20 protein-coding genes are annotated in these 23070 nt (G+C 50.3%); all 20 read right to left on the reverse strand.

From position 1 onward, the window contains the following. Positions 1 to 44 precede the first annotated feature (44 nt). Entirely contained in the window at positions 45 to 173 is a 129-nt protein-coding gene (locus B5F34_RS18050; protein ID WP_255376948.1) for a hypothetical protein, read from the reverse strand. Positions 174 to 211: 38 nt separating this feature from the next. Further along, positions 212 to 1768 carry a transglutaminase domain-containing protein gene (locus B5F34_RS05220; protein ID WP_140392961.1) on the reverse strand — a complete coding sequence of 519 codons (1557 nt, stop codon included), beginning with the start codon at positions 1766 to 1768 and terminating at the stop codon, positions 212 to 214. Positions 1769 to 2229: 461 nt separating this feature from the next. Further along, positions 2230 to 3111 carry a DUF1573 domain-containing protein gene (locus B5F34_RS05225; RefSeq protein ID WP_087335795.1) on the reverse strand — a complete coding sequence of 294 codons (882 nt, stop codon included), beginning with the start codon at positions 3109 to 3111 and terminating at the stop codon, positions 2230 to 2232. 38 nt (positions 3112 to 3149) lie between these two features. Further along, on the reverse strand, positions 3150 to 4244 hold the full coding sequence (locus tag B5F34_RS05230; protein WP_087335797.1) for a 6-bladed beta-propeller: 1095 nt from the start codon (positions 4242 to 4244) through the stop codon (positions 3150 to 3152). A 31-nt stretch (positions 4245 to 4275) separates the two neighbouring features. Next, positions 4276 to 5352 (reverse strand): hypothetical protein, encoded by a 1077-nt coding sequence (locus B5F34_RS05235; protein WP_140392962.1) that lies wholly within the window; start codon positions 5350 to 5352, stop codon positions 4276 to 4278. Between the two features lie 81 nt (positions 5353 to 5433). Continuing rightward, positions 5434 to 5802 carry an NVEALA domain-containing protein gene (locus B5F34_RS05240; protein ID WP_239448813.1) on the reverse strand — a complete coding sequence of 123 codons (369 nt, stop codon included), beginning with the start codon at positions 5800 to 5802 and terminating at the stop codon, positions 5434 to 5436. A gap of 228 nt (positions 5803 to 6030) precedes the next feature. Continuing rightward, positions 6031 to 6993 (reverse strand): BF3164 family lipoprotein, encoded by a 963-nt coding sequence (locus B5F34_RS05245; RefSeq protein WP_162609292.1) that lies wholly within the window; start codon positions 6991 to 6993, stop codon positions 6031 to 6033. An 80-nt stretch (positions 6994 to 7073) separates the two neighbouring features. Beyond that, a complete protein-coding gene (locus tag B5F34_RS05250) occupies positions 7074 to 7322 on the reverse strand; it encodes an NVEALA domain-containing protein (protein ID WP_239448814.1) in 249 nt (82 codons plus the stop codon). Between the two features lie 1612 nt (positions 7323 to 8934). Then, entirely contained in the window at positions 8935 to 10107 is a 1173-nt protein-coding gene (locus B5F34_RS05255) for a hypothetical protein (RefSeq protein ID WP_087335805.1), read from the reverse strand. A gap of 46 nt (positions 10108 to 10153) precedes the next feature. Then, entirely contained in the window at positions 10154 to 12853 is a 2700-nt protein-coding gene (locus B5F34_RS05260; protein ID WP_087335808.1) for a TonB-dependent receptor, read from the reverse strand. 200 nt (positions 12854 to 13053) lie between these two features. Continuing rightward, positions 13054 to 14493, reverse strand: a complete 1440-nt coding sequence (locus tag B5F34_RS05265) for an NADH-quinone oxidoreductase subunit N (RefSeq protein WP_087335809.1) — start codon at positions 14491 to 14493, stop codon at positions 13054 to 13056. A 27-nt stretch (positions 14494 to 14520) separates the two neighbouring features. Then, the gene (locus B5F34_RS05270; RefSeq protein WP_087335811.1) at positions 14521 to 16011 is read right to left on the reverse strand and encodes an NADH-quinone oxidoreductase subunit M; all 1491 of its coding nucleotides are present in this window, start codon (positions 16009 to 16011) and stop codon (positions 14521 to 14523) included. 52 nt (positions 16012 to 16063) lie between these two features. After that, entirely contained in the window at positions 16064 to 17962 is a 1899-nt protein-coding gene (gene nuoL / locus B5F34_RS05275; RefSeq protein WP_087335813.1) for an NADH-quinone oxidoreductase subunit L, read from the reverse strand. A gap of 39 nt (positions 17963 to 18001) precedes the next feature. Beyond that, a complete protein-coding gene (gene nuoK / locus B5F34_RS05280; RefSeq protein WP_087335815.1) occupies positions 18002 to 18310 on the reverse strand; it encodes an NADH-quinone oxidoreductase subunit NuoK in 309 nt (102 codons plus the stop codon). Positions 18311 to 18315: 5 nt separating this feature from the next. Further along, positions 18316 to 18828, reverse strand: coding sequence for an NADH-quinone oxidoreductase subunit J (locus tag B5F34_RS05285; RefSeq protein WP_087335817.1), 513 nt, complete (start codon positions 18826 to 18828; stop codon positions 18316 to 18318). A 29-nt stretch (positions 18829 to 18857) separates the two neighbouring features. After that, the gene (locus B5F34_RS05290) at positions 18858 to 19334 is read right to left on the reverse strand and encodes an NADH-quinone oxidoreductase subunit I (RefSeq protein ID WP_087335820.1); all 477 of its coding nucleotides are present in this window, start codon (positions 19332 to 19334) and stop codon (positions 18858 to 18860) included. Positions 19335 to 19355: 21 nt separating this feature from the next. After that, on the reverse strand, positions 19356 to 20432 hold the full coding sequence (gene nuoH, locus B5F34_RS05295; RefSeq protein ID WP_087335823.1) for an NADH-quinone oxidoreductase subunit NuoH: 1077 nt from the start codon (positions 20430 to 20432) through the stop codon (positions 19356 to 19358). A 40-nt stretch (positions 20433 to 20472) separates the two neighbouring features. Continuing rightward, positions 20473 to 22065 carry an NADH-quinone oxidoreductase subunit D gene (locus B5F34_RS05300; RefSeq protein WP_087335826.1) on the reverse strand — a complete coding sequence of 531 codons (1593 nt, stop codon included), beginning with the start codon at positions 22063 to 22065 and terminating at the stop codon, positions 20473 to 20475. A gap of 3 nt (positions 22066 to 22068) precedes the next feature. Beyond that, positions 22069 to 22656, reverse strand: a complete 588-nt coding sequence (locus B5F34_RS05305; RefSeq protein ID WP_087335827.1) for an NADH-quinone oxidoreductase subunit B — start codon at positions 22654 to 22656, stop codon at positions 22069 to 22071. Then, positions 22647 to 22997: an NADH-quinone oxidoreductase subunit A gene (locus B5F34_RS05310; RefSeq protein WP_087335829.1), complete on the reverse strand. Its 351-nt coding sequence runs from the start codon at positions 22995 to 22997 to the stop codon at positions 22647 to 22649. Before B5F34_RS05310 ends, B5F34_RS05305 begins: the two co-directional genes overlap by 10 nt. Positions 22998 to 23070: the final 73 nt, after the last annotated feature.

Raw genomic sequence — 23070 nt, forward strand, 5'->3', positions numbered from 1 at the left:
AATTTAGATAAAAAATCCGGATTTTGCCTCGGCAGAATAAAAAATTAGGTCGAAGCCTTGTTCCCGGCTTCCTCCGGAATTTCATCAAGCAGCTGTCTTCCAACTGCATCTACCGACTCCCACCCCCGCCAGGTACGGCCCACCACTGCAGCCCAATGGATAAGTGTCTTCATCTGAAACGGTAGCTTCAACACAAATGGAACCTTCCTCATCAAAACTCATTACTCTTTTTGAATGTCCCCTCCACAATCATCCCGATGCGGTCGTCTTGGACAGTCTTTTCATGCACATACCACAGCAGGGCATTCCGGGGAATGTTGTCATACTCCTGTGTGGAATCGGTCAGTGACCGGTAGGGCAGAAACCTGAAAGTTCCCTCTCCGCTGTCCCAATAATAAAGCGAATAAGGAGATCCATCGGTTTCCCGTCGGAAAATCTGGCAAACAGGCTGCCCGGCATCTTCCAACAAACGATGATAGGTGCCGTCACCGCGGGTCAGAAAAGGGGCTCCGACATACCTCAGCCGATGCTTACCTTCCGCTACTGCCAGCAAAAAGAAATTTCTGCCTGCCACGTTGGTGAAGCGGCAAGTGTCTCCCTCGCATCGCCCCATAGCGACCGGCAGCCACTTGCCTGCATTATAAGCACACAGATAAGCCAATCTTCCGGAGCTTGCCTCCTTATGGCTTACTGGGATATACAAGTCATATACAGGCAATTCCCCCTCATCTGTCACATCGCTGAAAAGGGGATTCTTCAATACGGTCACATAGCCGTCATCATCGACCGGGAAGCCGGACAAGTCAGCATCAAAATGCAGTTGATACATCTTGGCTGGCTGCAGGTAACGTACCGTTGCCAGCCGGTGCCTGTATGCACCGAACGGCATCTCGCCTGGTCCGAAGTCGCAAGACTTTCCATCCTGCCGGACAGCACACCAGACATGTCCCCGCGCCATGCGTGTCCAGGTGGTACGACGCACCGCCACCGGGATACCCGCTGCCCGCATCACTAAGGTGACATAGTTGCACAACGCCTCACACGTCCCGATACCTGCCCGATACGTTTCCTCAATGGTGGGCCGTAGCGGATTGCCGGTCTCTCGATAAGTAATCTCTCCATGCAGGCAGTCGTTCAGCAGGCGGCAGGCATCCAACGGATGCTGTACGCGGGCAGAGTCCAGCAGCGGCACATACTTCCGCATCAGTTCTTCCCGCAAACCGGTCAGGGGTTCGTTCTGCACCCGGTAGGGCAACACGTAGCGGCAAAAGTCCGCCCACGTCACTTCCTTTGCCCAAGGTTTCTTTTTCACCTCGAAGGCAAGGTCGATATTCCGAATCAGGAAATCGGCACGCACCGTATTCAAATCCCACTGTTTCTCTTGCCGGATGCTCCAACCACTGGCGCGCAGGGAATCGCAATGGCGACTTACGTCTTCTTGATCCGCAAAGTGGGTAATGTCCGGATAATAATGTTCGCCCGTACCTGTATGGACAAAGTAGTCTTCGATGGAGAAGTGATACATCATGTTCCGTATCAGGAAACTGGCAGCCTCCAACTTTTCAGGTTCACCGGCATAATGCTTCAACACCTGTTCCAGTTCCGCACGGTTGTCACCCGCCCGCTCCAAGGCCTGCTCCAGTTGGCTATCGTCTGCCCGGCCGCACGAAACCATTCCACAGACAATGATGCTTATCCAAAAGATGATGAAGATTGATTTTGCCGACAGGAAATGAATGCCGGTACCTCTTGATAGCAAGTAGCTCATAAGCAATAAGTAATTAATTTTGCACATTTACTTATCATAAGTAAACAGATATACGGATTCTTCTTGCCCTGTAGCATGTCCGATAGCCAATAACAAGTCATCGTCGGGCATTACAGTCATAGCAGAAATTCTACGGTCCAACTGATAGAGGCACAAAGGCCGTCCTTCCATGTCGAACGAGCAAACCGTGCAGGTTTCCTTCGCCTGCTATCCACAGCGAATCATCGCCTGCAGCCAGATATAGCGGAGAGAGTACCCCGTAAGTTTCCAGATTTACAGAATCGCAAGCCGTGACTTGTCGTGATTCCGGGAAATCCTTTGCCAAACTCTTGTCGGCTGTGTGATTCCGACAGGAATATAATACAAGCGGAATCATCCCAATGAGTAAAAGATTATGAAGATTCATTATTGACCAGGGTATTGATTTTTGCGTTTGTCTACTAATTGTCTATTGCCTACTTTCATCTTACCGCATTGCCCCGCACCCGCAGTTTCATCGGTGCATCCCCTGCATTGGTGTACACCGTGATGCTTTTGTTGAAGTAGCCGGGATTGTCGGCTTTGTAGGTGGCGTGCACCTCAGCCTCGTTGCCCGGGAGTACCGGCTGTTGCGTGAAACTCACGTGCAGACAGCCGCACGAGGTCACCGCGTCCTGAATCACCAAGGGCTTGTCGCCCGTGTTCTTCAGTGTAAAGACTGCAGTCTGTTCTTCCTGCCAGGGGAAGTCACCCATCGAAATTTCTGTGGATGGGATGGAAACGGTGGTCTGTACCGCTTTCTCGGTTTCGTCAACGTTCAAAGGCTTGCCACGGATGATTCTCAGGTACAGCTCTTTCACTTTGGGGTTAAGAACAGGACTGCCTATGGCGAGTACTTTGTTGTCTTTGTCCAATAAAAAAGTTTGTAGCGACATATCGGTAGGGAATCCATTCAATGAGTTGAGGGAGTCGCCTGGATCCATACAAACGGGATGCCTGAAATGGGACATGCGTATGGTTCGATAGACGTCTTTCTCTTTCGGGGTGCCGAAAACAAACAGATAAGCATAGGGAGAAGATGCCACAGAATCGACCGTCTGGATAAAGGCATTCCATTCCGGTAATTTCAACTTGCAGCTGATGCACCCCACGGAATCGACATAGACGAGGATTTTAGGCTGATTCCGGTAATCAAGATCCACCGTGTCTCCTTCATAATCGATAAACACCATCTTTTCCGGAAAAGTGATTTCCTTGCCTACCCAAGCATTCACCAATTCATACTGATCTTCTCTTGAGTTGGAGTGGCAGGCAGTGAATGCCAATGCCACTGACAACAATACATAAGGATAGAATCTTCTCATCTCATACGAATTAAAAATCGTTTTCCCCCCTTCCTCTCTTACTTTAAAAGAGCCTTGCCTACCGTATATTCTCCATCCTTGCCGCGTAGAATAGCATATAGGCACGAATCGTCGGCAGTTACACAAATATTCAGGATGGTGGGATCCACCTCGTAAACTGTGTCCAATTCTCCCTTGGCTGTAAAGCGTATTACATAAATATGATTGCCTTTGACCAGTTCTTCTCCGACTCTTCCTTCTTGGGTAACAGAGAACGCACGCCCTTCATATAGAATGTAAAAGTATTGGTCGGATGCGCAGGCATCGATGCTGCGATGGATATCATCCTTTTTAAGTTCCCAATTACCTTCCATTCCCCTTTGTTCGATTCTTTTATCACCCAGAGTGAAAGAACTAACCTCTTTCCAATGGCCGTTTTCAAGCCCGAAGCATAGGAAATCTGAGGCAAAAATTGGAGCATACATCACATAGCCGCTGCTTTCGTTGAAGGCGATATGACCTTGTAATAAACGGTACTTTCCGATAGGGTCCTGGGGCCACTCCGGATGCAAGTCAATAGAATCAGTCATTTCCCCGCTTTCCTTATAGAAGTGCAGGATGCCATCCTGATAATGCCCGGAGAGTACATAGCCTTCGGACGTGCATGAGGCACGGTCTCCTCCAAATTTATCCTTGAGTCTCCGAGGTGTCTTTATAGAATCATTCCATAAATCCTGCAAATAGTATGACCTCAATTCACCGGTCCTACGTTGGAGAATGATGATGCGCTTATCAGAGTGCGACACGCTGATATCAAGTGGTGTACTTTGTATGTCATCAGGTCCGGGACCCATGCGTAGCACCCGACGGTAAGAACCATTGTTCAAATTATAAAGCAGAAGCGCCATCCCGTCTATTTCGTCTGCACATATCAATATGCTGTCCACAACGGCAATCTGGTGTGGCATGCCAATAAAAGGTTCCGACTCTTCATGTTCAGCAGGGTGGAAGATGTTCACAAACTCCAAAGGGGTGGATGGATAGTCTTGAACGTCCTTGGCTTTCTCTCCACCCGTACAAGAAAACAGGATGAATGCTGAAAAGGAAAGTGCCAACTTGGAGGCATGCACAAAATGGAAAATGTTTTTTTTCATAACCGGTTGGATTTATAAAAATACAATTTTCTCATCTCAAACCTTCCGGCATGTCAAATTCCACAATCGTAGGTTCCGGCAGGTTTGCGATGCCATACAGTGTGCGGCTGTCCTTGGATAATGCCATATTACTAAGCCGACAATCCAGATTCAAGACGGCCACTCCGTTTCCTTCATAGTCAAATACCAGTATCTTGTTGGCCAATGATTTCTCTGTCTTCGTCCCGTCATATTCACTCAGCAGTTGGTCTAAGTACAACAGATAAACATACTGCCCATCCGTGTCCAAATCTTTCACTCGACCAAACGTTTTATCCCGGTCATAAAGCAGGTCATTGTTTCTTACCGCGTAATGGGCTTCGTTATAATAGAAACTCCATTGTTCCTGCATCTGTCCGGACTCCAAACGGTAACAGGCCAGATAAGGCAAGTTGTTGAGCGCGTAAAACATCGTTCCCTCATGGGCAACAATTCGGCCAACTAAACGACTTGACGCAGCAAAAGGTGGGAGCTTCTCCGGAATAGGTGGTTCGCCAAACCGGACAACAGGCTGCAAGGAATCGTCAAGCAACGTATAGAAATCATTATTAAGTCCCCGATGCGGAGAAACGTAGTGCTTGTCATCCAAGCGGTAATATTCGTAATCCGGTAACACCAACTCCCCTTTTTTCATTTTATAAGGTGTTTTCAAACGCTTCCTTTCGGAAACGGACAAATTCCCGTTTTCATAAGAAATATCCAAACGTACCAGTTCATGCTTGTTTACCTCGCTCAACCCGATAGTGCTGCCATAAACATAAGTTAATGAAGGTTGAAGAAATTCCCCCGGTCCATTTCCGAAACTGCCGTAGCCGCCTATTTCTTTCATTCCGTCCGGTATGGAATAGAACGTGCAGAGTGATTCGCTGTTGTAAGAAAACACCCCCAACAAGGTATCTATCACAAATAGAGCCCCCCCATCTGTCATTATTTCCGTGTTGTTCCCCTTGTGTCTCAAGTCGTAAGATTGTTTAAAATCCACAGTCCCCACTTGATGAACCATATCACTACAGCTTGTAACTAAAAGCAAGCCGATAATCCAACCGACACACCAATTTAAACATTTCATATTTCTTAATCTTTCTATTAAACAGTCAAACGGTGGCTGACCTGAAACAAAGCAGGCAGCCACCCATGTCATCAGGATTTGTTATCCCCAACCGTCTTTCTTTCTATGGTTCTTAAGAACATCCAATCCCCAATTCCCGTCCGCATAAATTACGAACATCTGACAGTCTTCATTTACTTCGTACTCACAATCAGGGCGGTCTACTTCATAAGAGGCTAACGCTTCCACGTTTTCCATGATGAGATCCGACACATAGTTTACTTCTCTCGCTTGGCTGGTGTAAATACCATAACCCGCTGCAGCTACCACTGTGGATGCCAACAGCATCTTGATTTGTTTTTTCATTTTGTATTTTTTTAGTTCCGGTTGTTTGATTTCACCGTCCTTCCCCAGAAACCGGCACAGGTCAGAACGTTTTTCTTCGCTATTCGACTTTGTAGTCAATGCCACTCTGTTTGTTGTTACGTGTTCTTTCTACTACAAATAATACCGATTCATAATTTTGTTATTGTATCTCCGTAACTCAACAGATTGGGCAATCAATCGCATTGCCCCATCAAAAATTTTTCGTACCTTTGGCGCACCTCCTTTCTTTTTTAGGTGGGTCACGGAGCACCCGGTTGTCATTTGCGTCCAAACAAATAAACAGCTGCCGGGTGTCTCCTTCTTTCGCCTACTTTACTCATTGATATCATAAGTAAACAGATATACGGATTCTTCTTGCTCTGTAGCATGTCCGATAGCCAATAACAAGTCTTCGTCGGGCATTACAGTCATAGCAGAAATTCTACGGTCCAACTGATAGAGGCACAAAGGCCGTCCTTCCATGTCGAACGAGCAAACCGTGCAGGTTTCCTTCGTCGGGTTGTCAACAGCCAGTTCTTCCGAATACAGAACATAATACCGCCGTGTGGAGACAGCCGGATCTGAAAAGCCTACACGGGTTGTAGGTGACAGGGTAGGGACCTGTTGGCCGACATCCAGCACGTCATAATCCATGCCGAACCGTTCATACCGGGAAATATGGCACAAGCGCCCATTGTCTACGCCAAAGAAGTCTATTCCGCCGTCATAAGCCAATGCTCGGGCAAAATGTTTTCCGTTTTCTTCCACTGCCAACGTGCCGACACAAGCTAAGGCATGGGTAAAATCGGACACGCCGTCCGGCTTGGCAGGATAATAAGAAAGCGAATCGGTCAGTTTCCCGTTTTTATCTGCCAGGGCGTAACTGTATGCTTGAGTCACAGGAAGCACAAGGTAGGCATTGTCTGACAAAGGAATCAGATCGTCACACAGACGTTTCTGCATATCGAGCGGCACCGCATAGAGCACGGTATCCCTGCGCTGCACCTCGCAGACCTTCCCACCTCTGCCGTCATAAAGATAAGTCCGGTTCCTCACCCGGTGCAGTGAAGTAACTTCCAACACTTCGCCTGGACCGTTCCCAATATGCACGCCTTTAGCCACAAGTTCTCCCCGGTCCGTCAGTAAGAAAAGCATGGACGACGAAGTTCCTTCGCCTGCTATCCACAGCGAATCATCGCCTGCAGCCAGATACAGCGGAGAGAGTATCCCGTAGGTTTCCAGATTTACAGAATCGCAAGCCGTGACTTGTCGTGATTCCGGGGAATCCTTTGCCAAACTCTTGTCGGCTGTGTGATTCCGACAAGAATATAATACAAGCGGAATCATCCCAATGAGTAAAAGATTATGAAGATTCATTATTGACCAGGGTATTGGTTTTTGCGTTTGTCGACTAATTGGCCATTACCGTCGAAAATATAGCATGTAGCCCCATCATAAGGTTTGCAACCCAATGAGGTAGGTCCTTCTCCTGTTGCCAATGCTTCTACATTAGCCAATGTCATTTCCGACAGAGCAATCTCATTTGCCTGAGTTTGATAAACTCCATATCCTGCCACTGCTGCAACTACGGCAAACAAGGCCATTATTAAATGTTTCTTATGCATATAATTTCTTTTTTATTGTTGTTTTTATTATTCCTGTATTTATCCTTTCAAAGGAACGGACAATCGCATTGCCCCATCAAAAACTTTTCGTACCTTTGGTGCACCTCCTTTCTTTTTTAAGTGGGTCACGGAGCACCCGGTTGTCATTTGCGTCCAAACAAATAAACAACTGCCGGGTGTCTCCCTTTCCCATTGATTGTTATTACGGTATGGTTCACAGTGAAAACGCTCCTTCGTAGGTTGCCGTTTTCGTTTCTATTCTTAATTCGACAATGCAAAAATAGGGAAAATGATAGAGATACTACTATTTTTTATCTTACAATTCATAACCATTCTGTAAGATGCATATAATCAACTGAATATGCTATCAATTGTAAGACTCTGTAAGATCATTGTAAGATGTTGTAAGGTAATTGTAAGGTTCTGTAAGGCCATTGTAAGATGCTGTAAGGTCATTGTAAGATGTTGTAAGTTCAATATTATATCCTGGGCATACCAGACATAGCGTTTCGTAAGGTTGTTGTAAGATACGGTCAGGACACCATTTGTAACCCTTCATATTAGCGGCGTAACCCTTTATTTTATACTTTGCGCGGGTTAGAATTGTGCATTTCCACATTCCTGCCCTGCATGCACTCGGCAACCTCTTCGAGGTTGCCGAGTGTGCGGGGCAGGAAAGGGTCAGACGTGCGAGGTTCAACCTCTATGAGATTGTCAACGCAAGCAAAAATGTGGCGATATGCACCATTCTAACCCGCGCAAAATATAGCACCATAACCCTTCATATTAGCGGCGTAACTTTCTATTTTAGCGACGTAACTCTTCATATTAGCATCGTAATCCTTCATTTGAGCGCCGTAACCTTGTATTTGAGGGGAACTTTCAGTTTTTTATCAGTCATTGATGCCGGAAATTTGTGTTTCACCCGGGGCAATCTGTGTCGGCAGATGTTTCATCTTCCTCCTCCATGTTCTTTTCAGAAAAATGCTTTCACGCCTTCACCGGGTTTCAACCTGTTGTTAATAAACGATTTGCTGTGAAACATAGAGCCTTCACGCATCTTTCACACACCGTTCACGCATCATGATTTGCTTCCTATAGAGGGGAAGCCTCTCTCTAAGCGATAAGGACTTTACTTCTACGGGCAGACCACGTTGCTTTCAAACTATTAGGAATAACCGGGTTGGTACCTGCCGGACCGTCTGCTCTGTGGGGCAGAATCTTTTGCGCGCGTGATGTGTGAAAGATGCGTGAAGACTGTATCTTTCACAATATCTTATTTATATACAGCGGTTTAAACGAGGGTGAAAGCGTGAAGGATGTTTGGAGAAGAAATAACAGGTAGCGGTTTGCTTTCACAGAAAAGTCCGGAATCATGTCATTCCCCGTTTATAAAAAATGGAAGGTTTTAATTTGTCAAACTACTGTATAATAGCATATTGCTGTGAAACATGCCGATTTTTCATTTATATTTTTTGCCTGAATGCACGATTGGACGCATCTGAGGTTACGGATTGTTATTTCACCTTAATTGCGTGTGCGAAAAGAGGGTGTGTCAAAATAGGTAATATCTATTTCGGCACACCCTCCCGGAAAATATAAGTCAGCTAAATTAGTCAACCTTCACCCAGCTGCCTTCAATCCAGGTGCAGGCATTGATGACATCGTCGAGCGAAGCGAAGCTCAAAGTGGCATCGACTGTATTGCCTTCGCCTGCCAGGAAGCTGTCGTTGGTGTAGATGCCTTCGTTGCTCACCAGGTCGGCGCTGATGGTGATGTTGGTCAATACAGAAGTACCATCGGTCAGCGCATTTTCAGTCAGCTCAGTTTCCACAGTCAGCGGCATGGTCTTTCCGCAGATTTGGGCATTGTCCATGCTTACCTCGGTACCTTCACGCAGACGCACGCCACGGCCTTCGGCACCGTTGCCCACGAGCACCAGGTTGCTCAGGTCGGGGTGTGCCACCGGTGTTGCGGCATTGTTGTCGCCGTTGTTGTCGGCCTCGATGAGGCAGTCGCAGGCATAGCCCAGGGTACTTTCCGCTTCCTGGTAGGCCATCAGGTTGGTGCCGGTGCCGTTCCAGCCTTCCGTCCAGTCGAAAGAGTCGTCGCTGCAGCTTACCACCACCATGTTGCTTACGTTGACCGAACCGCCGAAGAACTCAAAACCATCGTCCGAGCCTTTGTAGGCCTGGCAGTGGTCCACGGTCGTACCGTTTCCTACGCCATAGAAGGAGATGCCGTTTGCCTCGTGTTCCTCGTCGAAGGCATAGCCCGTGTATTCCACACGTACATAGCGCAGTGTGCCGGAGTTGTCGGCATCGTCGTTGCCGCCGTAGGTGGCATTGCCGATTTCCGAGCTGCCCGTGCCGCCCTCGGCATTGGTGTGTGCGCGGCCGCAGATGTGTATGCCGCCCCATGCGCCCGGCTCTTCGTGGTCAGAGGTCATCACGATGGGGTTGGAGGCTGTGCCTTCTGCATTGATGCGTGCGCCCTGTTCCACCAGGATGTAGTCCACCTGGTCGTCATACTGTGCGATGATGGTCACGCCCGGTTCGATGTTCAGCGTGGCGCCTTCTTTCACTCTATAGACACCGTTCAGGGTGTAGGTCTGTCCGCTGGCCAGGGTCACGTCTTCTGTGATTTCACCGGTCAGCAGGTTTTCCTGATTGTTGTTGTCACCGTTGTCGCCGTTGTTGCCGTTTTCATCGTCGCTGCATGCAGCAAAAAGTGTCATGCCTGCCAAAAAGGCCATCGAAAAAAGAGTTCTGTTCATTGTTTTCATAATTCTCAGTTTTTTGATTAAATGAATGGTTATTAGTTAGTATAATTTACAGTTTGTAGCTGAATCCCACCTCGAAGCTGGTCCCCTTGCGGTATCTCTCCACTTCCACGGTTTCGCCGGTTTGGGGCACATCCTGTTTGAACAGGACATCGCGGTTCAGCAGGTCGTTGACCTGCAGCTTCAGGGCGAAATGCCTGTTCAGGTCGAAACTGGCGTTGAAGTTGAGCGTGTGCACAGCCTGTTGCATGATGTCGCCCAGTTGCGATACTCCCACGGCATGTATGCGTTTGCCTTGCAAGTTGTAGAGCAGTGCTAGGTTCAGGGCACGTTCTTCGCCGAAGCGGGGCGAATAAGTGATGTCTGCGTTGAGCAATATGGGCGAAGCGCCTTGCAGGGAACGTTCCTTGTTGGTGTAGGCACCGCTTTCGGGCAGCTTCACGTTGGTGTACATGTAAGATACGTTGGCGCCTAAGCGGAAATCCTTGAACAGGAGTTTCCTGAATTCTGCCTCGATGCCGGCTGCCATGCCCTGGTCGGCATTCTGGAACGAGTGCAGGGTGGCGCCGCCCTGCAGGCGCTGGATGCGCTCGATGGGCTTGTCCAGGTGCTTGTAGTAGCCGGTGATGGAGAACATGTCGCCGTTCTCGCCGAAGCGTTCGTAGCGCAGGTCAAAGTTATAGTTGTAACTGTTCTGCAAGTCTTCGTTACCGCGGATTTGTGCCGAGCCATAGGATTCCTGGTAGAGGAACGGAGCCATTTCGATGAACGACGGGCGGGTGATGGTGCGCGAGAGCGAGAAGCGCAGGTTGTTCCGTTCGTTGAAGCTGTACTTCAGGTTCACGGTGGGGAAGAGGTCGTGCTTGTTCAGGTCGCGTCGGCGCTGGTACTTGCTTTCGCCCTCTATGGCATATTCCACCCACTGCTTGGCATACTCGTAGCGCAGGCCCACATTGACCAGGAGGGAAGGCAGCGGGTAGAAGTCGGTCTGCGCATAGGCGGCATAGATGTTCATGCCGGCGCGGTAGGTGTCGTGGGGCTGCATGCGCCGTTCCACCACGATGTTGCCGTTGGCAATGTTCTCCTGGTTGAGGTAGCCGCTGGTCTGGTAGATGTCGTCGATGACGGGGTTCAGCCGGTTCACGTTGTAGTAGAAGCGGGTACCCATATAGTCGCGGTTCTTGTCTTTGTAGCTGAATCCGATGCGGGCATTGTTCTGTTCGCTCCACTTGTATTTCAGGGCGAGGTTGCCCACCCATTCGTCTTCGTTCAGTTCACCGTAGTAGCGCATGGTTTCCTGCCGGTTCAGCTTGAAGAGGCTGAGTGAACCGTCGTCGGCTTTCTGGAACATCACCTGGCGGCGGTCGGGTTCCTCACTGCCGGTTTTGCCGTAGGAGCCTCCCCAGGCCAGTTCCCACTGCGTGCCGAAGTGGTGCATCCCGTTCAGCTGGTGGTTCTGCAGGGTATAGATGTGTGTGATGTCGTTGCTGCCGATGAGCCGGTGGTCTTCGGCGTCCACGCCTTCGCGGCGCTGGTAGGAGTCGCTGGCGTTGCGTGCATAGAAGAAGGTGTAGCCGATGCGGTCTTCCTTGCGCAGGGTGATGCCTGCCGAGGCGAGTGCCGCTATCTTCAGCGTGGCGGTGTATTCGTCGTAATCGAAGTCATTCTGTATGTTGCCTGTGGCCTCCATCGTTTTATAGAAAGCATCGTTCAGGATTTCCGTTTCGTTGCTGAGGCTGAACGAGCCCAGCAGGCTGAGTGTCTGGTTGCCGATGGCGATGTTGCGCCCGACGCCGATGTTTCCGCCAAATTCGGGCAGGGCAGTTTTACGTTCCACGTCGAAAGTGGTGTGGAAGATGTTGTTCTGCAGCACGTAGTCTTCAAAATCTCCTAAGCTCATGTTGTAGATGCTCTGGTCCATGGAGGGCGTCTTGAAGAGCGAGCCGCGGTCCATCTGGTAGAAGTCCTTGCCCAGGGCATTGAAGTGTCCGCCTGCATTGAAGCTGACGTTGAAGAAGTTGTCTGTGGTATTCTCTTTGGTGCTGATGTCGATGTGGGCACCGCTGTAGTCGGCAAAGGTGGCGGCATCGTACACCTTGCTGACGGTGATGTTCTGTACGGTGCTCGAAGGGAAGAGGTCGAGGGGGATAAGCTTGTTGTCCGGGTTGGGTGACGCGATGGGCAGTCCGTTCAGCGTGGTGGTGCTGTAGCGGTCGCCCAGTCCGCGCACGATGAGCTGTCCGGCGTCGGCAATGGAGATACCGGTGATTTGCTTCACACCTTCCTGCACGCTGCTGATGCCTTTCAGGCTCATTTCCTTGGCGCCTAAGTTCTCGATGGCCAGGGTTGCTTTCCGGCGTTCCATCTGCAGGGCGCGTTCGCCCTCCAGGTTCTTGCGTGCCACCACCTGTACTTCGCCCAGTACCTCGGCGTCCGGGGCCAGTTCGAAGTTCATGACCATGTCTGTATCGCCTATCCGGAGGTTTTCCACCGTTTCGGTCTTATATCCTATGTACGACACTTGCAGGGAATACGTTCCCGGCTTCAGATTCAGCTGGTAATTGCCGTCCAGGTCGGTTATGGCGCCCTGGGTGGTTCCAGTCACTTGCACCGTGGCGCCGGTCAGCGGTTCACGGGTCTCTTTGTCAATGATGTTGCCTTTGAGATTTCCTGCCATGACAGCCATGCAGGAAAGGGAGAGCAGTAAAATAAGGAAGAGAATCCTTCCCAAATCAAGTCTTGTACTCATCTTTTTTGCTTGTTTCTTTTTCCGTTGCAAAGATGAGGCTTTCGTGTTACATCGTGGCTACAAAGGAGGTACGTTCGTTTTGCAGGTGTGTTAAGAATGTGTTGCAAGTTTGTGGGTCGTGTGAACGGGAAGAGCTAAAAAAAGATGCCAAGACGCTCACGCGTCCTGGCATCAAAGTTGTCCATAATATTAATTGCCATTTACAAGCCAAAACTAAATTGGTCGATGCTCTCGTACACTACGCTTGCGATGCTCAACACAATGATGCCTGCCGTGCAGATGAGCAGGCTGGCCCGTGTGTAGTTATCGCTGCGGAAGGCAGCAATCGGTTCGTCGCTCTTGTTGATGTACATGGATTTCACCACGCGCAGGTAGTAGTAGAGCGAGAGTACCGTGTTGACCAAGGCGATGAACACCAGCAGGTGGAAGCCGCTGTGGAAGGCTGCCGCGAAGATGAAGAACTTCGAGAAGAAGCCTGCGAACGGAGGGATACCTGCCAGTGAGAACAGGGCCAGCGTCATCAGGAAAGCCAGACGCGGGTTGGTGGTGTACAGACCGTTGTAGTCGGTCAGCGTCACCTTGCCCGAACGCTGCATGACAATGTTGATGACAGTGAAGACACCTAAATTGGCGAACAGGTAAATCAGTACGTAGTAAATCAGCGAAGTCATACCCATCGGCGTGCCGGCAATGACACCCAGCATGATGTAGCCTGCCTGCGAGATGCTGGAGAATGCCATCAGGCGCTGCAGGTTCTGCTGGCGCAGGGCAAACAGGTTGGCCAAGGTGATGGACAGGATGATAATCCAGTAGAGCACCGTCTGCCATTCTGTCACCATCGGAGCAAACACCTTGATGAGGACAATCATCAGCACGAAGGCTGCCGAGCCTTTGGAGATGACGCTCAGATAAGCCGTCACGGTGCTGGGCGAACCTTCATAAACATCGGCTGTCCACAAGTGGAACGGAACCAGCGAAATCTTGAAGCCCATGCCCGAGAAGAAGAACACGAAAGCCATCACCTGCAAGGCATTGCCGTCGAGGGCGGCGGGTATGTCCTCAAAATACAGCGTTCCTGTCGTGCCGTATATCAGCGAGAGGCCGAAGAGCAGCAGGGCACTGGAGAACATGGCGGTCAGGATGTACTTGGCACCAGCCTCGGCCGACTGTTGGCGGTATTTGTCGAAAGCTACCAGGGCAGCCATCGGGATGCTGGCCGTTTCCAGTCCGATGAAGAACATCAGGAAGTGACCGGCAGAAATCATGAAATACATACCCAGCAGCGTGGAGAGCGTCAGTACGTAGAACTCACCCTGTTTGATGTGGTTCTCCTCGCGGCGCATCCATACATGGGCCATCAGGAAGACGATGAGCGTGCCCACACTGAGAATGGATTTCACGATGCTCTGCACCGGCGAGTTGATGTACATGCCGCCGAAAGCCGAAACTTCCGGACCCGGCACGATGGTAATGATGGTATGTATGAGGAGCAGGGCGATGGGAAGGAAGGTGTTGAGCACCGGTTTCCCGTCGCGCTTGTGGTTGTCAGGACTCATAAAGAGGTCTGCGATGAAGAGAATGACGATGACGGCAATCAGCGAAAGCTCATCTCTCATCAGTAGGAATTGACTGTAATCCATATTTGTACAATTAGTTGGGGTTAATGGTTATTGAACTACTGCCAGATGATTGATTATCGGCAATACGCTGTCGCCAATCATATTGCTGATCCACCACGGTGCCAGACCGAGAGCAGCTACACAGGCAATGAGGATGATGACTGCCGTGCGTTCGTCCCACGTGGCATCTGTCAAGGCCAGGTGGTGCTTGTTGGTGCAGGTACCATACAGAATCTTGCCTACTACACGCAGGATGTAGACGGCGGTGATAACGATGGATGTCGTGGCCAGGATGGTCCAGACACGGTGGAAGGTGTCAGCATGCTGGAACGAACCGGTAAAGATGGTCATTTCGGCCACAAATCCGCTCAGACCCGGCAGACCCAAGTTGGCCAGACCGGCAATGACGTAGCACACCGACAGGAAAGGCATGATTTTCATCAGGCCGTTCAACTCGCGGATGTCACGGGTATGGGTGCGTCCGTAAATCATACCGATGAGGGCGAAGAACAAGGCCGTCATCAGTCCGTGTGACAGCATCTGGAGCACGGCACCCGTGCTGGCCGTCGTGTTCATCATCAGGATGGCGAAAAGCACCAGGCCGCAGTGCGACACCGAAGAGTAGGCGTTGATGTACTTCAGGTCGGTCTGTACGCAAGCCGAGAAGGCACCGTAAACCACCGAGATACCGGTCAGGATGAGGAATATCCAAGACAGTTCGTTGGCTGCTTCAGGCATCAGGAACATGGCGATACGGAAGCAACCGTAGCCTCCTAATTTCATCAGCACGCCGGCGTGCAGCATAGATACGGCCGTAGGCGCCGAGGCATGACCGTCGGGGCTCCATGTATGGAACGGGAACAAGGCACCCAATACGCCGAAACCGATGAAGGTCAGCGGGAACCAGATGCGCTGTTGTTCGATGGGGATGTTGTGCAGGCCGGCAATCTCCAGCAGGTTCATCGTCGTGGCACCCGAACCGAAGTAGATGCCCAGGATACCGATGAGCAGGAAAGCCGAACCGCCCATCAGCATCAGCGTCAGCTTCATGGCGGAGTATTCCTTGTGTCCGGAACCCCATACACCAATCAGCAGGTACATCGGAATCAGGGCAACCTCGTAGAACATGAACATGGTAAACAAGTCGATCGAGATGAAGAAACCGAATACACCCAGCGAAAGGAAGGTGAACCAGAGGAAGTATTCTTTCGTGAGCGGCTGCAGACGCCAGGAGGCGAACGTGCCGGTAAATACGATGATGGCAGAAAGCAGCAGCATCACGACGGAGATGCCGTCTACACCCACCGAATAATGTATGTTAAGTGCCGGATACCAGACCATGTCGGCGCAGAACAGCATTTCGTCTGTGGCGCCTCCCTGACGTGCCTGGAGGTACATCACGGTCAGCGCGACGGACAATACCAGCAACGCCGAGGCTCCGGTCACCATCACCGTGCGTATCTGTGAGATGTTGCGGCTCAACCAGAGACCCAGCAACATCAGCAGGGGAATGAGAACAAATAATGATAAGAAATTCATCTTATGTGGTATTTAATATTTAGACTTCATTGTTAATTAATAGCTTTCTGCTTTACAGCAACAGTATAAGTATCAGGGCCAGCACACCCAGCAGGAACACCAGCGCATATTGCTGGATGCGTCCGCTCTGCAGGGTACGGATGGAATCGCTGCCTGCATTCGAACTCCATGCCAGGAAGTTGAAGAAGCCGTCAACCACGTGGCGGTCCCACCAGGCAATGGGGGTAGAGATGCGGCGGAAGATAATCCGGTGTGTGATGTACTGATAAATCTCGTCGATGTAGAAGCGGTGGTAAGCGGCTGTCCACAGACCACGGAACCGGCGTGCCAGGGCATCGGCCACAGGCTGTTTCTCCTTGGCATAGATAAATGTGGCCAGGGCGATGGCGATGATGGCGATGACTACGCTGGTAATGGCGATGGTCGGGTCGAGGTGAATGTCATAGGCATGGCCGTTGGAACTGATGAAGTGTCCGAACGGCAGGATGAACTGCCAGCCTCCCACTACCGTAACGGCAGCCAGGAACATCAACGGGAAAGTCATGGTCAGCGGACTCTCGTGCGGCGTGTGGGCTGCATGAAGTTCTTTGTTCTCTTTTCCCCAGAAAATGCCATAATACAAACGGAACATGTAGAAAGCGGTCATGGCGGCAATGACAGTCATAATCCATCCCATTACCGGGCTGAACTGGAAGCAGGCAGCCAGGATTTCGTCTTTCGAGAAGAATCCGGTGAACGGAGGAATACCGGCAATGGCCAGACAGGCAATGAGGAACGTGATGTGCGTGATGGGCATGTACTTGCGCAGACCTCCCATTGCCGACATCTCGTTGCTGTGTACCGCATGGATGATGCTACCGGCACCCAGGAAGAGCAGGGCTTTGAACATGGCGTGTGTAAACAGGTGATACATACTTGCCATGTAACCCAAACCGCCTTCGTGCGGGTCGCTGGCTGTGCAGACACCCAGGGCTACCATCATGAAACCAATCTGGGAAATGGTAGAGAAGGCAAGCACGCGCTTGATGTCGGTCTGCACGCAGGCGATACTTGCGGCAAAGAAAGCGGTGAATGCGCCTACGTAAGCCACGATGTGCAGCGTGGAAGGAGCATATTCGATGAACAGCGGGAACATGCGGGCTACCAGATAAACACCGGCTACCACCATGGTTGCGGCGTGGATCAGGGCGCTGACAGGTGTCGGGCCTTCCATGGCATCCGGCAACCAGATGTGCAACGGGAACATGGCACTCTTACCGGCACCACCGATAAACATCAGGCCTAATGCCAGCGGCAACATGGCAGCACCGCCTTTGGCCAGAGCCATCTGGTCGGGAGTGAACGTGTAAGTCTCGGCAAAGTAACCGTAAATCAGGATACCAATCAGGAAGCCCAAGTCGGCAAAACGGGTAACGATGAATGCCTTCTTGGAAGCGGCAATGGCCGAAGGCTTGGTGTAGTAAAAGCCAATCAGCAGATAGGAAGATACGCCCACCAACTCCCAGAACAGATACATTTGGAAAATGTTGGTTGCTACCACCAGGCCCAACATGGACATGGTGAACAGCGAAAGGAAGGCGTAATAACGCTGGAATCCTACCTCTCCCTTCATATAGCCGAAAGAGTAAATATGTACCATGAATGATACCGTGCTGATAACGATAAGCATCATGACAGAAATCGGATCGAGCAGGATACCCATGTCAATGCTCAGCTTGTCTGTAAAAGGCAGCCAGGTAAAGTTGTAGGGCATCAGTGTTTCAAAAGTGCCGTCCGCCAGACGGGGACTGCTGAAGTAGATGGCAGCCGTCGCATAGGAAAGCACTGTCACCGCACCCAGCACCACCGTACCGATGAGACCTGCCGTGCGATGTGACATCCATTTGCCTCCCAGCCCGAGAATCAGAAACGAGAGGAACGGAAGCAGCAGAATCAGAATTGTATATTCCATATTAATTTTTCAGTTATTAGTTTTTCACTTCAATCGATATTACCACTTCAACTCCTCCAAGCGGTTCACCTGGATGCTGCGTATGTTCCGGTAGATGTTAATCATGATGGCAATGGCGATGGCTGTTTCGGCTGCCGCAATGGCGATGGCGAACAGGGCGAAGAAGTAGCCTTCCAGCATGTCGGGGAACAAATAGCGGTTGAACACAGCAAAGTTGATGTCCGTAGCATTCAGAATCAACTCAACGGATATAAGCATGGCCAGTGTGTTGCGTCGGGTAAAGAATCCGTAGGCACCGGCAAAAAGCATGATAGTAGAAACTATCAGATAATATTCCAAATGTACCATATCTCTTATCTTTTACGTGCAATTAACAATCCGCCGATGATACATGCCAGCAACAGGATGCTGACTGCTTCGAACGGCAATAAATATCCATATTTGTCACTGCTCAGCATGTGGAAGCCTATCTCTTTGAATCCTGTCTCAACATATTCAATGTCGGCAGGTGCCAGGAACTTATGCTTCAGCAGGACGAACAGTACGATGATGCCTCCCACTAAGGTCGTGCCCAGTGCAGCCAGGAAACGGCTTCGTTTCAGCTTCTGGAATTTTACGCCCTCGCCGCTGGTCAGGAAGATGGAGAATACGTAAAGCACGACCACGCCTCCGGCATATACCATGATTTGTACGGAACCGAGGAATGTATATCCCAGCAGGAAGTAGAAGCCTGCCGTGCCGAACAGTACAAACAGCAGGTAAGTGGCCGCACGCACGATGCGGTCGGTGGTCACCGTCAGGATGGAAAATACGGCAATGAAAGCCGCAAGGAAGTAGAAAACTACTGTTTCGAGTGTTATTTCCATTGTTTATAAGTGCTATTGCTTAATGTTAATCATTCTTTTTTCTTCTCAGCCACGTGACTGCCCGGGTGGTTCAGTGTCATGATCAGCTTAGAACGGTCGAATACGGCATGTTCGAATACCTGGTCGAAGGTGATGGCATTGTGCGGACAAGCGTTGACGCACAATTGGCAGAAAATGCACGATCCCAGGTTGTATTCGTATTTGGCCAGTATCTTTTTCTTTTTCCCGTCCTCTGTCGTAATGGTCTCGCTGGTAACCTTGATGGTTCCGTTGGGGCAGGCCATCTGGCACAGTCCGCAGGCGATGCAGTGGTGCTCGTTGTTCTCGTTGTGAGGCATGGTCAGTGTCCCGCGGAAACGGTCGAACATTTTCAGCTCTTTTCTGTTTTCGGGATACTGTTCCGTAATCTTCTTCGTGAAGAATTCACGCATGGTCGTTTTCAAGCCGATGCCCAAGCTGCGCACCGCCTTGAACAAACCTCCAAAATATGTATCTTTTTCTTCCATAATCGTTGCTAACTATTGGGGTTAAAAGTGTAATCCGAAGGAGGCTACCAATGCCATGAGCAGCAGGTTGACCATCGAAATCGGTACTAAATATTTCCATTCCAGTTTCAGAATCTGGTCAATTCGTAAGCGAGGGAATGTCCAACGCATCCACATCATCAGGAACACAACAAAGAATGCCTTGGCAAAGAACCAGATGACACCGGGAATGTAATCCATCACCATGTTGAATCCGTCCAGGCCCGGAATGTGCAGCGGCATCCATCCTCCCAGGAAGACGGTGGCGGCGATGGCCGAAACGATAAACAGGTTCAGGTATTCTGCCAGGTAGAAGAAACCGAAGTGCATACCACTGTATTCGGTGTGATAACCGGCCGTCAATTCACTCTCTGCTTCGGGCAGGTCGAACGGGCCACGGTTACACTCGGCATTACCGGCAATCAGGTAAATGATGAAAGCAATGATGGCAGGAATGTGCCCTTTGAAAATCAGCCATCCGTCAGCTTGGCCGGCCACGATTTCGGAAATCTGCATGGTGCCGGTCAGTACGACCATCGTCAGGATGCTTAGGCCGACAGACAGTTCATAACTGATGATCTGTGCACCGCTACGCATGGCACCGATGAGGGAATATTTGCTGTCTGAACTCCATCCGGCCAACAGGATACCTACCACGCCGATGCTGGAGGCTGCCAACAGGAAGAATACGCCCACGTTGAAGTCGAGCACTTCCAGCCCCTTGTTGATGGGCAGGCAGGCGAATGTCAGGAATGAAGCGAGCAACACCATGTAGGGTGCCAGGTTGTACAGAAACTTATCGACGGTCTTCGGTGTGAAGATTTCCTTGGTCAGCATCTTCAGCACGTCGCTGATAACCTGGATTGTTCCATAAGGACCCACACGGGTCGGACCGAGACGGCACTGGAAGAAACCGCATATCTTGCGCTCCATGTAAATCAAGAGGATGGCAAGGATGGCATACATCAGCACGATGCATACTCCTACTACTACACACTCAATGAAGATGGCCAGCCCTTCGGGCATTACGGACGTCAGCATCTGGTGTATCCAGTTTGTTACAATACTAAAATCGAACATCTTTTAATGTATTAATATGATTAAAGTGCTAATGTATTCATTATCTGTCAATATCGGGGATGATATAGTCCAACGTACCACTGATGGCTATCAGGTCGGCAATCTTTCCTCCGCGGCAAAGCGTGTCCAAAGTGCCTACGAGAGGCAGGCCCGTCGAACGATAGTGCAGGCGGTAGGGATACTTGTCTCCTTTGCTCTCCAGATATACGCCGAACTCACCGCGGCTTCCTTCTACGGCAGCATAATACGAGCCTTCCGGTACGCGGATAATAGGTTTCATCTTTTCCTGGTACGGACCTTCCGGAATGTTGTCTATCAGCTGTTCGATGATGTGGAGGCTTTCCAGAATCTCGTCCATACGTACCATGAGGCGGGCAAAGCAGTCGCCTTCTGTATAGGTGATTTCCTTGAAGTCCACTTTGTCGTACACGCCATAAGGAATACGTTTGCGCACGTCGCAGGCCCAGCCGCAGGCACGTCCCGTACCTCCGGTCGCACCGAAAGCAATGGCATCTTCACGGCTCAGTACACCTACTCCTTTCAGGCGTTGCTGGACAATGACATTGTTGATAAACACGTCGAAATATTCCTGGAGATTGTGCCGCATGTAGGGGATGAATTCTTTCACGCGGTTTACGAAGTTGGGGTGCAGGTCGGCCTGAACACCGCCAATGGTGTTATAATTCAGGATAAGGCGTCCGCCGCAGGTCTCCTCAAAAATGTCGAGGATCTTTTCACGGTCGCGGAAACCGTACAGGAAGGCGGTCGTGGCACCCATGTCCTGGCAAAGGCAGGCAAAGTACAGAATGTGTGAGTCGATACGCTGCAACTCATCCATGATGGTACGGATGACTTTCACACGGTCGCTTACTTCCACGCCCATGGCCTGTTCGATGCACATACACAGAGCATGGCGGCTCTGCATGGCGCCTAAGTAATCCAGACGGTCGGTCAGTGCCAGTGTTTGCGGGTAGGTCAGGCTTTCGTTCATCTTCTCGATGCCGCGGTGAATGTATCCGCAATTCGCATCTACCTTTTTGATGATTTCACCTTCCAGAGATACGCGTAGGCGCAACACACCATGCGTAGAAGGGTGTTGCGGACCAATGTTCACTACATAGTCTTCGCCGGTGAAGATTTCGTTGGATTTTTCTTTGAGCTGACCGTCTGACGTCTCGTCTACTTCACAAGTCACGTCGATGGTTTCTTCATTGTCCATGCGCAGCGGGTTGTCTTTGGCAGGATCATTGTCCTTGCGCATCGGGTAACCCACCCAGTCGTTGCGCAGGAACAACCGGCGCATGTCGGGATGACCGACGAAGACGATGCCGAAGAAGTCATAAACCTCGCGTTCGGGCAGGTTGGCACCTTTCCAGATGTCCCATACGGTAGGCAACTCGGGATGTTCACGATCCAGCGTGGATGTTTTCACCACCATTCTTTCGCCGGTTGTGGTCGATTCCAGGTGGTAAACCACGCCCAACCCCCGCAGGGTATCCTCTGTATCTTTTTCATCAGGGGTCCCCCAGTCCATGCCGGTCAGGCTTCTCAGAAAATCCATTTGCTTTTCCTTACGCAGACGCAGCATGGTGCTGTGCAGGTCTTCCGGCTTTACATATATCGTATTTTCCATAATTTATTCTTCTGTTTCCTTTTCTTTTCTGTTAACTCCTCCGAAAAACTTCTCGATTTTGACTTTGCGCTGCAATTGCATCATGCCATACAGAAAAGCTTCGGGACGTGGCGGGCAACCGGGCACATATACGTCTACCGGAAGAATCTGGTCTACCCCCTGCACTACATGGTAAGATTTACGGAAAGGACCGCCACTTACGGCACATCCACCCACGGCTACTACATATTTCGGGTCGGCCATCTGGTCGTACAGACGTTTCAACACAGGAGCCATCTTGTAGGTAATCGTACCGTTTACCAGGATGACGTCGGCCTGGCGGGGACTGTTACGGGTTACTTCGAAACCGAAACGGGCCATGTCATAGCGTGCAGAAGCCACGGCCATAAATTCGATACCGCAGCAACTGGTGGCGAAAGTCAACGGCCAGAGTGAATTACTGCGTCCCCAGTCAATGAGGTCATCCAATGCGCCGACCAAGACGTTGGCTCCACCGGCATTCAGTTCCTGTATGAGCTTTTCCAGTGTTTCGTTGTCCTGGAAGTCCTCGTAAGGAATAGACTTGATTTTGGGTCTTTTGGTTATTTCCATTCCAATGCTCCTTTCTTCCAGGCGTATGCAAGACCCAGAACTAAGATAAACAAGAAAAACAATACGCTGCACAATCCGGCAACTCCCAATTCACTGGTAATGACCGCCCACGGAAAGAGGAACACGGTCTCCACCTCGAACATCAGGAACAGGATGGCAAACAAGTAGTAGCCTACGTGGAATTGCATCCAAGTTTTACCACGCGTAGGAATACCACACTCGTAAGGCTCCATCTTTTGCGGGTTGTATGAACGCGGGGCGATGGCGTTGGCAATCACCACCACGAGTCCTACAAAGATAAGAGCCGTCAGCACGACGGTTACTAATAAAGTAAAATTCATAAACCTATCAGATTTTGTACATATATATAATGTGTTATAGATGCATGATTTCAAGTTGCAAAGATACAACTTC

The organism is Mediterranea sp. An20 (assembly GCF_002160055.1).
GTDB lineage: Bacteria > Bacteroidota > Bacteroidia > Bacteroidales > Bacteroidaceae > Bacteroides > Bacteroides avicola.

Coding starts and splice junctions, on each gene's coding strand:
- B5F34_RS18050 (WP_255376948.1), bottom strand. CDS start 173: ATGAAGACACTTATCCATTGGGCTGCAGTGGTGGGCCGTACCTGGCGG.
- B5F34_RS05310 (WP_087335829.1), bottom strand. CDS start 22,997: ATGAATTTTACTTTATTAGTAACCGTCGTGCTGACGGCTCTTATCTTT.
- B5F34_RS05300 (WP_087335826.1), bottom strand. CDS start 22,065: ATGGAAAATACGATATATGTAAAGCCGGAAGACCTGCACAGCACCATG.
- B5F34_RS05225 (WP_087335795.1), bottom strand. CDS start 3,111: ATGAGAAGATTCTATCCTTATGTATTGTTGTCAGTGGCATTGGCATTC.
- B5F34_RS05305 (WP_087335827.1), bottom strand. CDS start 22,656: ATGGAAATAACCAAAAGACCCAAAATCAAGTCTATTCCTTACGAGGAC.
- B5F34_RS05285 (WP_087335817.1), bottom strand. CDS start 18,828: ATGGAAATAACACTCGAAACAGTAGTTTTCTACTTCCTTGCGGCTTTC.
- B5F34_RS05265 (WP_087335809.1), bottom strand. CDS start 14,493: ATGGATTACAGTCAATTCCTACTGATGAGAGATGAGCTTTCGCTGATT.
- B5F34_RS05250 (WP_239448814.1), bottom strand. CDS start 7,322: ATGCATAAGAAACATTTAATAATGGCCTTGTTTGCCGTAGTTGCAGCA.
- B5F34_RS05270 (WP_087335811.1), bottom strand. CDS start 16,011: ATGAATTTCTTATCATTATTTGTTCTCATTCCCCTGCTGATGTTGCTG.
- B5F34_RS05290 (WP_087335820.1), bottom strand. CDS start 19,334: ATGGAAGAAAAAGATACATATTTTGGAGGTTTGTTCAAGGCGGTGCGC.
- nuoL (WP_087335813.1), bottom strand. CDS start 17,962: ATGGAATATACAATTCTGATTCTGCTGCTTCCGTTCCTCTCGTTTCTG.
- B5F34_RS05220 (WP_140392961.1), bottom strand. CDS start 1,768: ATGAGCTACTTGCTATCAAGAGGTACCGGCATTCATTTCCTGTCGGCA.
- B5F34_RS05235 (WP_140392962.1), bottom strand. CDS start 5,352: ATGAAATGTTTAAATTGGTGTGTCGGTTGGATTATCGGCTTGCTTTTA.
- nuoK (WP_087335815.1), bottom strand. CDS start 18,310: ATGGTACATTTGGAATATTATCTGATAGTTTCTACTATCATGCTTTTT.
- B5F34_RS05255 (WP_087335805.1), bottom strand. CDS start 10,107: ATGAAAACAATGAACAGAACTCTTTTTTCGATGGCCTTTTTGGCAGGC.
- nuoH (WP_087335823.1), bottom strand. CDS start 20,432: ATGTTCGATTTTAGTATTGTAACAAACTGGATACACCAGATGCTGACG.
- B5F34_RS05230 (WP_087335797.1), bottom strand. CDS start 4,244: ATGAAAAAAAACATTTTCCATTTTGTGCATGCCTCCAAGTTGGCACTT.
- B5F34_RS05260 (WP_087335808.1), bottom strand. CDS start 12,853: ATGAGTACAAGACTTGATTTGGGAAGGATTCTCTTCCTTATTTTACTG.